This is a genomic window from Bartonella sp. AA97HXZ (genome assembly GCF_042196985.1).
Taxonomy (GTDB): domain Bacteria; phylum Pseudomonadota; class Alphaproteobacteria; order Rhizobiales; family Rhizobiaceae; genus Bartonella.
Window position 1 is genome coordinate 64602 of record NZ_JBHIRC010000001.1, and the last position, 14029, is coordinate 78630.

Annotated in this window: 13 protein-coding genes; 10 read left to right on the forward strand and 3 right to left on the reverse strand. The window is 37.3% G+C overall.

What is annotated here, in order from left to right; all coding sequences use genetic code 11:
- Positions 1-176: 176 nt before the first annotated feature.
- Genes ACFINE_RS00290 through ACFINE_RS00300 form a run of 3 tightly spaced genes read right to left on the reverse strand, consistent with a single transcriptional unit; the run spans position 177 to position 3473 of the window.
- A complete protein-coding gene (locus ACFINE_RS00290; RefSeq protein WP_375620676.1) occupies positions 177-716 on the reverse strand; it encodes a hypothetical protein in 540 nt (179 codons plus the stop codon).
- A complete protein-coding gene (locus ACFINE_RS00295; protein WP_375620677.1) occupies positions 709-1305 on the reverse strand; it encodes a DUF1214 domain-containing protein in 597 nt (198 codons plus the stop codon). The genes ACFINE_RS00290 and ACFINE_RS00295 overlap by 8 nt, the downstream gene beginning before the upstream one ends.
- 17 nt (positions 1306-1322) lie before the next feature.
- Positions 1323-3473: a transglycosylase domain-containing protein gene (locus ACFINE_RS00300; protein WP_375620678.1), complete on the reverse strand. Its 2151-nt coding sequence runs from the start codon at positions 3471-3473 to the stop codon at positions 1323-1325.
- Positions 3474-3819: 346 nt separating this feature from the next.
- On the opposite strand from ACFINE_RS00300, the gene ACFINE_RS00305 reads away from it, so the two are divergent.
- The 10 genes from ACFINE_RS00305 (at position 3820) to ACFINE_RS00350 (ending at position 13983) form a co-directional block, all read left to right on the forward strand.
- Positions 3820-4056: a hypothetical protein gene (locus ACFINE_RS00305; RefSeq protein ID WP_375620679.1), complete on the forward strand. Its 237-nt coding sequence runs from the start codon at positions 3820-3822 to the stop codon at positions 4054-4056.
- A 21-nt stretch (positions 4057-4077) separates the two neighbouring features.
- A complete protein-coding gene (locus ACFINE_RS00310) occupies positions 4078-4743 on the forward strand; it encodes a response regulator transcription factor (protein WP_375620680.1) in 666 nt (221 codons plus the stop codon).
- Positions 4743-6161, forward strand: coding sequence for an ATP-binding protein (locus ACFINE_RS00315; RefSeq protein ID WP_375611158.1), 1419 nt, complete (start codon positions 4743-4745; stop codon positions 6159-6161). The genes ACFINE_RS00310 and ACFINE_RS00315 overlap by 1 nt, the downstream gene beginning before the upstream one ends.
- Before the next feature lie 234 nt (positions 6162-6395).
- Positions 6396-7166 (forward strand): tetratricopeptide repeat protein, encoded by a 771-nt coding sequence (locus ACFINE_RS00320; RefSeq protein ID WP_375612997.1) that lies wholly within the window; start codon positions 6396-6398, stop codon positions 7164-7166.
- A 72-nt stretch (positions 7167-7238) separates the two neighbouring features.
- The gene (gene ccmE / locus ACFINE_RS00325; RefSeq protein ID WP_375611160.1) at positions 7239-7718 is read left to right on the forward strand and encodes a cytochrome c maturation protein CcmE; all 480 of its coding nucleotides are present in this window, start codon (positions 7239-7241) and stop codon (positions 7716-7718) included.
- Between the two features lie 7 nt (positions 7719-7725).
- On the forward strand, positions 7726-9705 hold the full coding sequence (locus tag ACFINE_RS00330) for a heme lyase CcmF/NrfE family subunit (RefSeq protein WP_375620681.1): 1980 nt from the start codon (positions 7726-7728) through the stop codon (positions 9703-9705).
- Between the two features lies 1 nt (position 9706).
- A complete protein-coding gene (locus ACFINE_RS00335) occupies positions 9707-10117 on the forward strand; it encodes a cytochrome c-type biogenesis protein CcmH (protein WP_375611162.1) in 411 nt (136 codons plus the stop codon).
- 216 nt (positions 10118-10333) lie between these two features.
- Positions 10334-11845: a Do family serine endopeptidase gene (locus ACFINE_RS00340; protein ID WP_375611163.1), complete on the forward strand. Its 1512-nt coding sequence runs from the start codon at positions 10334-10336 to the stop codon at positions 11843-11845.
- Between the two features lie 72 nt (positions 11846-11917).
- Positions 11918-12604: a response regulator transcription factor gene (locus ACFINE_RS00345; RefSeq protein ID WP_273791552.1), complete on the forward strand. Its 687-nt coding sequence runs from the start codon at positions 11918-11920 to the stop codon at positions 12602-12604.
- Positions 12601-13983, forward strand: a complete 1383-nt coding sequence (locus ACFINE_RS00350) for an ATP-binding protein (RefSeq protein WP_375620682.1) — start codon at positions 12601-12603, stop codon at positions 13981-13983. Before ACFINE_RS00345 ends, ACFINE_RS00350 begins: the two co-directional genes overlap by 4 nt.
- Positions 13984-14029 lie beyond the last annotated feature (46 nt).

Below are 14029 nucleotides of genomic sequence, written 5' to 3' on the forward strand. Positions count from 1 at the left end.
ATATGATGATGTGCAATAGAGATTTCATTCTACCTCAATAAAAAATTTAGGGATCTACAATCAGATAAATCTGAATTCGAATATTTGATTAATAGAGAAAAAAGATAACCATTTTGATAGGCTTTATGTATTTTATAGAAAGGAAGGTGTTGTACAAATGAGAGGTTAGTCCGTTTTTATTCATAAAATATGCGGCAGGTTGCAGATGAAAGAAAAGCTTCACTTTCTTTTTTTGCAAGGGAAGAAGGGACAAAAATACGTAAAATAACAAACCCTTCATTCAAATTTTTAGCAACCAAAACTGAATTGGCATTTTTTTTAGGTTTTGATTTTTTGAGTTCTATGATTTGTATTGGTTTTCCAATGATAAGATCAAGTGTCGCATCAGGGGCTGTTCGGTCATTAAGGCTATAGAAAATAATTCCGTCGTGTGTGTAGGCTGCTAGTGACCAAAATTGTTGTGTTTTCAAAGCTTTTAAATGAACAGGTCCATTTTCAAGATTAAATCTGCAGACTTTAAGAAGAAAGAGTGGATCAGCAGATTGCTGAATAGGATTATTGGGCGTAAAATCGACAAATTGATAAGAGGTTCCAGATTTTTTTAGTGCTGTCCATATATTATCTTGTGCCCAATAGGGGATCAGAAAGAGAACGCAAATATGAACGATAATAGCGCCAATGATTGCAAGAAGTGCGGTATGAATAAATCTAGTCACAATTTATTTGTCCTGATGGAATTTGTTCTATTGATGGCATTGTAAGCTTTTGTAATGCCGTTGCAGAGATGATTGAGGTATCGTATAAGGTAAGAATAAGCCCGAATTCTTTTTGACTAACTGTTGCAAGCCAATTGCCGGTTTGCGGTGTGGGTGAAATATTAATGCGCAATGAGCCATCATGCTCATAAATAATAGCGTTCGTGTGGAGTTCAAAAGGTATTTCTTTGGATGAAGTATAGGGTTTTAGGGATTTGTCAGCTGTATAAAGGGTAAAAAGACGGGTTTCAGGGATGGTGCCTTTGAGTAAATAATGACAGTGATGATGAAGTGGACGCCCTTGGTTATCTTGCCAAATCTGGAATTGAATACCTTCAGTTCGTCCGAGTGAAACAATGCCTTGTTTAGCGGTGCGGGCGCGGGTATAAGGATCCATATTGGCGGTTCCCATTTGGGGATAAGCACTCCATTTTCCAATTCTAAAGAGTCCAAAATGAGGAAAGGAATTGAGCACATAATCGACACTCAGTGTTCCACATAAAATGGAAAAAGCGAAGATAAAAAAGAAAATGGTGATATTAAAAAACATCAGTGAATATCTTGAATTCAAAATGTTGAATCTCCAGTTGTTTTCATCTTCAAAGAAATTGCAGATGGTTTTTTCAGATCTTTGTTAATCAATCGCACGATATTTAATGTTTCAGGAGAAAGCGTAGAGGGTATTGGGGAAGGAACTTCAGAATCTACACGGGAAGAAAGTACTGGAGGCTGATAAGGAAGGAGAGAATCTTTAACACCATAGAGCTGTTTGAGCATAATATTTTGATGCGCAGCAAGCATGATACGATGCCATATCATGGCAGGAACGCCACCCCCAAAAGCACGATTCATCGGTGAAAAATTATCATTTCCCATCCATACCGCTCCCGTATAATTTCCCGTAAAGCCAACAAACCAAGCATCACGATAAGATTGTGATGTTCCAGTTTTCCCAGCGACAAGAGTCATGGGCAACGCAGCACGCTTACCAGATCCTCGTGTTGTGACACCCACCATCATTTGATTCATATAAGCTGCTGATTGTTCACTCAGAACTCGGTGTAGTTTTTTTCCGTTATGTTCGAAATCCCACACAACACGACCATCAATTGTTTTGATTTGCGTAAACCCATGACGATTACCCGCTATTCCTCCATTGGCAAAGACATTAAAGCCTGTAGCTTGATCCATGGGGGTCATGTTGGAAGTGCCAAGAACCATCGTTTTGTGTGATAAAATATGCGCGTTAATCCCCATATTTTTAATGAGATCTATGATAGGTTGGGTATCGCGGTTAAGATATTGGTAGGTGAGATAAACAGGGACTGTATTAATGGAAAAGGCTAAAGCTGTTGCTAAGTCAATTTTTCCCAGATAACGACCAGAATTATTTTTGGGTGTCCAACCTCCCCAATTGATGGGAGCATCTAGAACGATTGTTGAGGGTGATAATCCATGTTCCATTGCGGCTGCATAAACATAAGGTTTGAATGAAGAACCAGGTTGTCGACCGCCCTGTGTTGCTCTGTTAAATTGGCTCTTTTTGTAATCTAGTCCTCCAACAATTGCACATACCGCACCGTTATTATCGAGTATAACGGTGGCTGCTTGTGTTACACGATATTGTTGACCATATTGATGTAAATGATATGCAATTGATTCTTCTACTGCTTTTTGAATATTCGGATCAAGGGTCGTTTGAATAATTAAACTATGGCTTGGAAGTTGATTACGCATTTTTTTGACTTCCTCGAATGCCCAATCAAGAAAATAATCTGGCTGATTATTTTCTCTTTGGGGAAGTGCCTTAGCAGGGTGGCGATGCGCATTGATAATTTGGCTCTTCGTCATAAAGCCACTATTAACAAGATTAGAAAGGACGATATTGGCACGTGTTTGAGCTGCAAAGAGATGACTATGAGGAGCATATTTTGTTGGAGCTTTAAAGAGTCCTGCTAACATAGCAGATTCACTTAAAGAGACATGACGTATGTTTTTTCCAAAATAAAATTTTGCCGCTGCGGCAATACCAAAATTGTTTCCTCCCATATAGGCTCGGTCAAGGTAAAGTTGTAAAATCTGCTTTTTGCTAAAATTTGCTTCTAGCCAAAGAGCAAGATAAGCTTCTTTGATTTTACGTGTTATGGTTCTTTCGTTTGTTAAAAATAAATTTTTAGCCAATTGTTGTGTGAGAGTTGAACCACCTTGCACCACACCTTTAGCTTGCATATTTTGTGAAATTGCCCGTGTAAGTCCTTGAAAATCAATGCCCCAATGATCAAAAAAACGACGGTCTTCTGTAGCGAGAACCGCTTTAATGACAGTGTCAGGCATTTCTTCAACGGGGACAGAGATTGCCGGCAGTGCACCACGGTGCCCAATGGAATTTCCATAGCGATCTAGAAAAAGAATGGAAAAGTTTTTAGGAGAAGACCAATCTGTTTTGGTCAGTTCAAAAACAGAAATGCCCAAAATAGTGAAAAGAGTAAATCCCATCAACCCTAATGTCAGTATTTCATCGAGAACTTCAACGATAAAACGTTTCCATCCTTGAAGATGAAAATTTTGTGAGATGATTTTTGCCTTTTTCCAGAAAAAACTGTTAGCAGAACGAATGTGATAAAACGCTGTGTCTAATCGTGCGTCTAATTCAATGAGAGCAGGACTATGAAATGGCTTACGGTGTTGCCCTTTCTTTTTTTTAAAAAAATCAAACATTTAAAGAGAGCCTATGGCAAAGCAATACAACCAAACAAATCTACAATAATTATATGGAGTAGAAGTATTTTTTTTCTATAGTTCTAACAGAGAAAGAATTTGTTTTAGAATTATTCATTTTTTGTAAGATAGTATATTAATATTTTATTATTTTATTGAATAAATTTTATTCTCATTATTAAAAATATTTTTTTGATTTTTTAAAAATTTGGAGTAATGTTAATATGTTCTTCTGTAAGATAGAGGATAAATTGTTTCCATTTGTGATTTTTTAATCGACCAAAAAAAACCATTATTTCTTTTATCCTTTATCAAGGAAGAGAAGAGATGGGTTATTGAAATATTTATGATGAAAAAAAAATTCTTATTCGTAATAATAGCAGCTTTTTTAGAAGCAGATTCTGTTCTAGCTTCTGGGTGTGCTGAAGTAGGTAAGAAGGCTGCTGCGCAAGAGAGCGGGGTTCTCGTCCGTTCAAAATCGGTTGTTCAGGATGGAAAGGACATGTGTACGATTGTAGTTGTTGTACCAGCCCGTAATGGTGAAAAGTTACGTCGTGTTGAATTTTTTGTTCCTGCTGATTAGTTTTTGGCAGATGGTGTTGTGATGCGTATCTTAATCGTTGAAGATGATCGGAATCTTCACCATCAATTAGCAGAAGCTGTAAGACGTGCAGGATATGTTTCCGATAGTGCTTTCGATGGTGAAGAGGCTTATTTTTTAGGGAGCACAGAGTCTTACGACGCGGTGATACTTGATATAGGTTTACCGCAGATTGATGGTATTAGTGTTGTTGAAAAATGGCGTCAAGAAGGGCTCTCCATGCCTGTTTTAATGCTAACGGCGCGAGACCGTTGGTCTGATAAGGTGCACGGTATTGATGCTGGAGCTGACGATTATGTTGTGAAGCCATTTCATTTGGAGGAGGTGATGGCGCGCTTGCGAGCATTAATTCGTCGCACTACGGGACATGCGACAAGTGCATTATGTTGCGGAAATGTTTTGTTGGATACAAAGACGTCTCGTGTTTTTGTGGATGGTCAATTGATTAAACTAACATCTTATGAATTCAGACTGCTTTCGTATCTCATGCATCATTGTGACAGGGTCATTTCAAGAACAGAGCTTACTGAACATCTTTATGATCAGGATTTTGATAAGGACTCGAATACGGTGGAAGTCTTTGTAGGTCGGTTACGGAAAAAGCTTGGAATGGATTTGATTGAAACTATTCGAGGAATGGGATATCGCGTGAGAACGCGAGGTGATTAATGAATGTTTTTGAAGAGAATAATTGGTATAGGAGGTTCTTTTTTGTAATTACTCGATCTCTCAGTTTACGTGTTATGATCTTATCAACATTATGGGTTGTTATTTCTCTTTTATCGATTTCTGCAGTAAGTATTTTATTTTATAAGCGTTCGACTGAACAAAGCCTAGAGCGTATCCTTTCTGCTCAACTCTACAGTCTTATTGCAACAGTGACGGTGTCATCGGAAGGTACTTTGATAGGAGGGGCTGGGATTGATGATATTCGTTATTCTGATCCAACAACAGGATGGTATTGGGAAGTTGTTGCGATATCCCATAATTTAAAAGGAAGATTGACATCTCCCTCATTGGGAACAGGGGAGATATTTACACCAAGTGATGTTGATATACCTTTTGACAATAAATTCTTTCGCTCTTATCGGATAACGGGGAACAATGGTCAAAAGCTACAAGTGATTGAGAGTGATGTTGTTCTTGATAATAAAAATCATATTGCACGTTTTCGGCTTGTTGGGAATATCGATGAAGCTCATGCCCAGGTAAAGGAATTTAAGCGAACTTTGCAAATTTTTCTTTGGAGTTTCGGTATCGGGAGTGTTCTTATTAATATTGCTATTATTTTCTTTAGTTTTCAACCGTTGAAGCTTATTCGACGTGCATTGAATGATATTCGCGAAGGAAGAGTTCATTATGTGAATACGGATTTAGTAAGCGAAGTGATGCCGCTTGTACAAGAGATGAATGCTCTCATTAATAATAATCAGCGTATTATCGAGCGATTTCGCACACAGGTTGGTAATCTCGCGCATTCATTGAAGACGCCTCTATCCGTGATTATGAATGAGACAGATAAGATGCGCGGAGAAAAGGCTAGTTTGTTGAGAGAGCAAACGCAAATAATGCAAGCTCAAATCAATCATTATCTTCAGCGTGCGCGGATTGCAGCACAATGCGATAGTGTTGTCTATCATACGTCTGTTCGCAGTGTGCTTGAACGCTTGGTACGGGTTATGAAAAAGCTTAATCCTGAAAAACAAATTCAATTTATTATGGATGTTGATGATATTGTTTTTTCTGGAGAGAAGGAAGATTTAGAAGAAATTATAGGGAATTTGATTGAAAATGCTACTCAGTGGTCTCGCGCAAAGGTTTTGATCTCTTGTTGTTTAGAAGAAAATGCTGAAGAAACAGAATATTTTAGTATCTTTGTAGAAGATGATGGTCCTGGTTTAACAGAAGACAAAATTGATGAAGCATTAAAAAGAGGGCGGCGGTTTAATGAAAGTAAACTAGGGTCAGGCTTAGGGTTAGCAATTGTTTCAGATATGGTCAGTGAATATGGTGGCAATCTCTTTTTATCACGTTCTGATTTGGGTGGGTTGTATGCAAAAGTTTTATTACCTAAGATGGGAGAATAACATATTTTCTCCTTAAGCAAGAAATATCTATAAAGTTTGTAAAGCAGTATTTTCAGATAATACATCAAAGAGTAGGGAAACATTGTTTTTAGTTTCTTTGTTTAATTGATATATATAATAGATTTTATAATATTCTCCATGAAAAAATGAATTTTTATTAATTCACATCACTTTTCTCATGAAGAGGATAAAATGTAAGCGAGTTATTCTCTGTTCGTATTGGAAAAAAACGATATGCTCTTATTGATTTTTGCAGCATTTTTTCTGATTTTTCTGGCAAGTGTTCTTTTTCTTTCACTACGTTTTGATGATGAGATAAAAAAAGAATGGAAAGTTCAAACCGTGGGTGGTTATAGAAGCCATAAGCGTATGATTGAGTTTAACAAGCTTTATATGCATTATAAAAAAAGAAATATTCTTAAGGCTTTAAGTATCTTATTTGTTCTCCTTATGACATGGAATATTTATGGGCTGACAGGCAATCCAGAAGTGAAAAGTTATTTTTTTAGCGAATTAATGGATAAGGATCCTCAAACTCTTAGTAAGCAAGAAAAGCTTATTCGTTTACAAGTGCTTTTTTTCCGTGCACCTCATGATGGCAAGCTAGCAGATGCGTTAGCGGTAGGGTATCTCGAAGAAAGCCTTTTTCAAGAAGCAGTGAATACTTATTTAGATGCACTTCGTTTGAATGGAGAAACAGCTCCAAGGCTTGTAGGATACGGTTTAGCATTGGTTGGTTATGAAGGGGGAGTGATAACGCAAGAAGCGCAAAATGCTTTTCAAAAAGCAGCAGATTTAGCGCCAACAGATTTTTATCCACGTTTATTGTTGGCTGATGCATTGCATCAAGCAGGAAAAACTGCGCAGGCAGTGCAATTTTTACAAAGCTTTCTTGACACAATGCCTGAAAATTTTTCAGGACAATCACGTGTTAAAAAAATGATAATTCAGTTACGTGATTTATCGAGTGAGCATACAAAGAAAAGAAATCTTGCACCTATGTAGAAGATGTGCAAAGCTTTTAAAAAATAAAATATTGATACTTAATTATAACGTAAATTTTTTCGCAGAGTGTCTATGAACAGTCAATCTTTAAAGAATTCTGCCTCATGGAAGGTTATTTTAGAGCAGCGAAAAAAAAAGCGCTTACTGATCATATTATTATGTTGTTTGGTTATGACAATTGCAGCAAGTCTCATAGTGTATGCAATGCGTCATGCGGTCAGTTTTTTTAGAATGCCCTCTGAAATTACAAGAGAAGATATTTTAACGGAGCGCCCTTTGCGTTTGGGTGGCTTTGTTGAAAAGGGAACTGTTCAATATGTTGGAGAGAGAGGCGTTGTTTTTTTTGTAACGGATAACAAAAAACATGAAAAAGTAGTTTTCAATGGTGCCTTACCGGATCTTTTTCGTGAAGGTCAGGGGGTGATCGTAGAAGGGCATTTCGATAAACAGGGCTTTTTTATAGGGATGCGTATTTTAGCAAAACATGATGAAACTTATATGCCTAAAGAAACAGCTGATCGTTTGAAAAAACATTACATTATGGAGAAATAATTCGATTGTGCTTGTCGAACTGGGTCATATTTTTTTAGCTGCAGCATTTTCAGTAAGCTTATTAGGGGCATTTTTACCTGCTTTAGGTTTTTGGTGGAGAGAGCGTTTGTTAATGCAAACAGTTGTTCCTCTAACATATATCACTTTTACATTACTGCTTTTATCTTTTTTAGTGATAATTTATGCTTATGTCGTATCTGATTTTTCTGTTTTGAACGTTGTTGAGAATTCTCATTCAGAAAAACCGATGCTCTATAAAATTACAGGTGTTTGGGGCAACCACGAAGGCTCTATGTTGTTATGGGTTTTAAGTCTTGCTTTTTTTAGCGCATTGATGGCTTTTTTTAGCCAACATTTGCCAGAAGATTTTAAGACGCTTGTTTTAATTTGCCAAAGTTGGATTACAACTGCTTTTCTTTTATTTATTCTTTTTGTATCCAATCCATTTTTACGCGTAAATCCACCAGCATTGCAGGGAAATGGTCTCAATCCTCTTTTACAAGATATCGCATTAGCAATTCATCCACCGCTACTTTATTTAGGTTATGTCGGTTTTTCACTTTGTTTTTCTTTTGCCGTTGCGGCATTGATTATGGGACATGTTGATAGAATTTGGGCGCGTGGGATTCGTCCGTGGCTTTTACTTTCTTGGTGTTTTTTGACATTGGGTATTATGGTTGGCTCTTATTGGGCTTATTATGAGCTAGGATGGGGGGGGTATTGGTTTTGGGATCCTGTTGAAAATGTTTCGTTTATGCCGTGGCTTTCAGGAACGGCTCTTTTACATTCTGCTCTTGTTCTCGAAAAACGAGAAATATTGAAAAGTTGGACTCTGTTTTTAGCGCTTCTTACTTTTTCCCTTTCTCTGATGGGAACTTTTCTTGTGCGTTCTGGGCTTTTAGTTTCTGTTCATAGTTTTGCTGTTGATCCAGCACGCGGGCAAGCAATTCTTGCTCTTTTATTTTTTTTTACGGGAGCTGCTTTTCTTCTTTTTGCTTTGCGTACCCCTATTTTAAAAACAGAAAGATTTTTTCAACCAATTTCACGTGAAGGGTTTATTGTTTTAAATAACTTGTTACTGACAACAATAACAGCAACAGTATTGATTGGTACGCTTTATCCTTATTTTATTGAGATATTAACAGGGCAAAAAATTTCTGTAGGGGCTGCTTTTTTTAACCTTACCTGTGGACCGCTAATGGTTTTGCTGTTGTTGTTTGTTCCGTTTGGGACAATGGTGGCATGGAAACGCGGTGATTTTCTTGCAGTTTTTGAACGGTTGTGGTTTGTTTTTGTATTGGTTGGTATCGTCTGTTTTATAATATTTTATGCGACATCTGTGCGTGATATTTTTGCAGTTTTAGGGATTGGGCTTTCAGCGTTTGTTTTTTTAGGCAGTTTAGCGGATCTATGGGGAAAGAGTGGATATGGTAAGAGAGCTTTTTCAGTACGCGTTAAGAGATTTCTTGGATTGCCATGGTCTACTTTTGGTGCAGCAATAGCACATATGGGATTAGGCGTTACATTATTTGGTATTGTTTGCGTGGCAAGTTTTGGGCAAGAACGTATTTTAATCATGAACGTAGGGGATAGGGTGACGATAGCGGATAAAACGCTTCATTTTGATGCAGTGTATGATGGTGTTGGTTCGAATTATTCGACAATGGAGTTTTATTTTAAAATATATGAAAATAAAAACATTGTAGGTAATGTAACAGCCTCAAAGCGATTTTATTCAAGCCAAAATACATCAACAACAGAAGTTGGTCTTAAAAATCATGGCTTATCACAGCTATATATTGTACCGGGACATATTGATAATCGGGGTCTCGTTGTGCACGTATGGTGGAAGCCTTATGTAATATGTATTTGGTTAGGGGCATTCATGATGGCTATGGGGGGATGTCTTTCTCTTCTGGGGTATTGGTTTCGCATTGGCATGTACAATAGGGTAGTGATTGCTTTAAATTTTTGGAAAAGACATTGAGATGAAAAAAATTCTTTGGATTGTATTTTTTTTAATTGCAACATTTCCTTTTCGATTAGCAATAGCAGTAGAGCCGGATGAGATTTTAAAGGATAAGATTCTTGAAGCGCGAGCACGCCATATTTCATCGCATTTACGTTGTCCGGTTTGTCAAAATCAATCAATTGATGATTCAGATGCTGCTTTAGCACGTGATTTACGGCTTTTAATTCGGGAAAGGCTAAAAATGGGCTATAGTAATCAGCAAGTCACTGACTTTCTTGTTGAGCGATATGGTGAATTTATTCTCTTGAAACCACCATTGAATAAGATAACTTGGTTTTTATGGTTCTCGCCTTTGATCATTATTATCATTGGCGTAAGTATCATATTTTTCCACTTCAAACGGAATAATCATGCGTTATGTGAATGAAAAAGAACAGTCAAAAATGTCATTGCATTAAAAAAATGTTACATAAAAGAAAAAATCAGATCATCTGCAATGAGCAGACAATCTTATTGTAATTATATTAGGGAATACTGAAACCTTACAAAACTTTAATAATTTAGACAGAAAATGGTAAGGTCTGGTATTTTATAAGTGATCGGAATTGAAATAAAGGTATGATTGAATAGGAGCATAGAATAAATGGTTAAAAAGGCTTTCTTTAAAACATTTGTCGCAGTGAGTTTTTCTGCGATATTGGAAAGTGCACTGTTTTTTAGTGGATGTACATCAAGCTTGTGGATGACAAAGGCTCATGCAAGTTCTGTATTTACTTCGTTAATGCAACAACAGGGATTTGCCGATATTGTTGCTCAAGTGAAACCAGCCGTTGTGGCAGTACAAGTAAAGAGCAATAAAAAGAAAGAAGATAGGTTCTTTAGCAACTTTTTTAGTGGTCCAGGACTTGATCAATTACCAGATCAGCATCCTTTAAAAAGATTTTTTAAAGAGTTTTATGATTTTGATAAACCTAAAAATAAATTTCCGCACCAATCGCAGAGACTCCGTCCTGTTGCTTTTGGATCGGGTTTTTTTATTTCATCTGATGGTTACATTGTGACCAATGATCATGTGATTTCTGACGGAACAAGTTATACTGTTGTTCTTGATGATGGTACAGAATTGAACGCAAAGCTCATTGGGAAAGACCCAAAAACCGACCTTGCCGTATTAAAAGTGAATGATAAAAGAAAATTTTCTTATGTTGATTTTGGTGATGATTCAAAGCTTCGTGTTGGGGATTGGGTTGTTGCCATTGGGAATCCATTTGGTCTTGGTGGAACTGTGACAGCAGGTATTGTTTCTGCACGTGGACGTGATATTGGCACTGGTGTGTACGATGATTTTATTCAGATTGATGCTGCTGTTAATAGAGGAAACTCTGGTGGTCCAACGTTTGATCTTAATGGAAAGGTTGTTGGGGTTAATACAGCAATTTTTTCTCCTTCTGGAGGAAATGTTGGGATTGCTTTTGCTATTCCAGCAGCGACTGTAAAACAGGTTGTACAACAACTTATTGAAAAAGGTTCAGTTCAACGTGGTTGGTTAGGTGTTCAGATTCAGCCGGTAACAAAGGAGATTTCCGATTCAATAGGATTGAAAGAAGCCAAAGGTGCTTTGGTTACTGATCCGTTAAAAGGACCGGCAGAAAAGGCTGGTATTAAAGCGGGTGATGTAATTATTTCAGTGAATAATGAAAAAGTTGCTGATGCGCGTGAGCTGGCGAAACGTATTGCAAATATTAAACCAGGAGAAATGGTAACCATAGGGATTTGGAGATCAGGTAAGGAGGAGAGTATAAAGGTTAAACTCGCTTCAATGTCTGAAGACGAAAGTAAGAAAGAGACTTCAAAATATTCAAATGGACAGAGTGATTTAGATGAAACATTGGAAGATTATGGTTTGATTGTTATGCCTTCTGATGATGGTGTAGGGGTTGTCGTAACGGATGTCGATACCGATTCAGATGCTGCAGATAAAGGGATACGCCCTGGTGATATCATTGTGACAGTAAATAATAAACCAGTTAAACGAGTCTCTGATATTATTAACACAATCAAAAATGCTCAGCAGTTAGGACGAAAGGCTATACTCTTACAAGTGCGAACAAATGATCAAAATCGTTTTGTTGCTCTTCCAATTTTCAAAAAATAAGGCTTTAGTTGTAGGACAAATGTTTATTAAACATTTGTCCTACAACATAATAAAATAATGGAGATACGTTTTATGAAGATACTCGTTATTGAAGATGATCATGAGACGGGGCATTATCTCGAAAAAGCATTTTTGGAAGTAGGGCATTCTGTTGATGTTGCTTATGATGGAGATACGGGATACGCTTTAGCAACCACGGAAAATTATGACGTTATGGTTGTTGACCGAATGCTTTTGCATCGTGATGGTCTTTCTATTATTGCTGAATTGCGCGCTAAAGGCAATGAAACACCGGTTCTTATTCTGTCTGCTTTAGGGCAAGTTAATGATCGTGTAACGGGGCTGCGTGCAGGGGGAGATGATTATTTAACAAAGCCTTATGCTTTTTCTGAACTTCTTGCGCGTGTTGAAGTTTTACAACGGCGGAAAAATCCTAAAGAAGCAGAAACTGTTTACTGTGTAGGTAATCTTGAGCTTGATCGGTTAGCACATACGGTAAAACGAGGTGATAGAAACATTCTATTGCAACCACGAGAGTTTCGTTTACTTGAATATTTGATGCGTTATGCGGGGCAGGTTGTTACACGCACTATGCTTTTGGAAAACGTTTGGAATTACCATTTTGATCCACAAACGAATGTCATTGATGTCCATATCTCTCGTTTGAGAGCCAAAATTGAAAAAGATTTTGATGTTCCCCTTCTCCATACAGTGCGTGGAGCTGGATATATGCTGAAAGTACCAGATAACAAAGCATGAATCGTTTGATTAATATAATGCGCACGACGGCGCTAAGGCTTTCAGCACTTTACATTTTATTGTTTGGATTGGTGGCAACAGGACTTTCTATTTATATGACGGCATTTTCTGCTTCATTGTTAACAGAGCAAACTGAACAGGCTTTACATGAAGAATTAAAGTATATTGAAAATGCTTATAATTATGGGGGATTATCCTTATTAATGCGCACTATTGATTATCGTTCAAGACAACCAGGAGCATTTCTTTATCTTGTTACAGATTCTATGGGGCGTATTTTAGCTGGAAATGTAGCACGTATTGAATTAGGTCTTTTGAATCAGAGTGGTTTTATTTCTACCTCTTTTTTGTATTCCCGTTTTGGAGAACATGGCAAAACAAGTGAACATCGCGCTTTGGCGGTTATTGTTGATTTACCTAATGCTATGAAGATTCTTATAGGACGTGATTTGGATGAGCCAGAACGTTTTGCTGTTGTTATTCGCAAAGCTGTGATCATTGCACTTGCTGCAATGGTTGGAGGCGCTTTACTTATATGGTTTTTTGTTGGCAGGAGAGCTTTACAAAGGATTGATCATGTAACGGCTGCATCACAGCGCTTGATGGATGGTGATTTCAGTGGGCGTTTACCTGTTTCTGGAGTAGGGGATGAGTTTGATCGATTGTCAACCAATCTTAATGTTATGTTAGACCGCATTGAAGAGTTAAATATTGGTTTACGTCAAGTATCAGATAATATTGCTCATGATCTGAAAACGCCGTTAACGCGTCTTAGAAATCGCGCTGAAGAAGCGCTTTCAGGAAATAAGACAAAGCTTGAATATCGTCAGGTCCTTGATAGGGTTATTGCAGAATCAGATCAACTTATTTGTACGTTCAATGCGATTTTAATGATTTCACGTATTGAGGCCAGCAGTGCAATTGAACATCTTGAAATGATTAATATGAAACTGATCCTTGAGGATGCTGTTGAGCTTTACGAACCTTTTGCTGAAGAGTCAGGTGTTTTACTTCAGTTGGGAGATATATTTGATAAAGAGCTAAAATTGAATCGTGAGCTTGTTGCGCAATCAATTTTTAATCTTATAGATAATGCAATTAAATATGCGCCTAAAGGTGGAAGGCAAGCGAAGGTTTGCTTATCAATGGAATATCGTGATGAACATTTATTAGTTGTTGTGAGCGATAATGGACCAGGAATAGCAGAGGATAAACGTGAAAAAGTGACAGAACGATTTGTTCGTCTTGAAGAAAGCCGCACACAACCTGGGTTTGGGATTGGTTTAAGTATAGCAAAAGCGGTTATGAAGCTTCACGGGGGTGAATTGTTACTTGAAAATGCAAATCCAGGGCTTAGGGCTGTTTTGTTATTTCCTTAAAGATATTTTTCTTCACTTTTCATACGTAACAACTATTTTAAAAGTA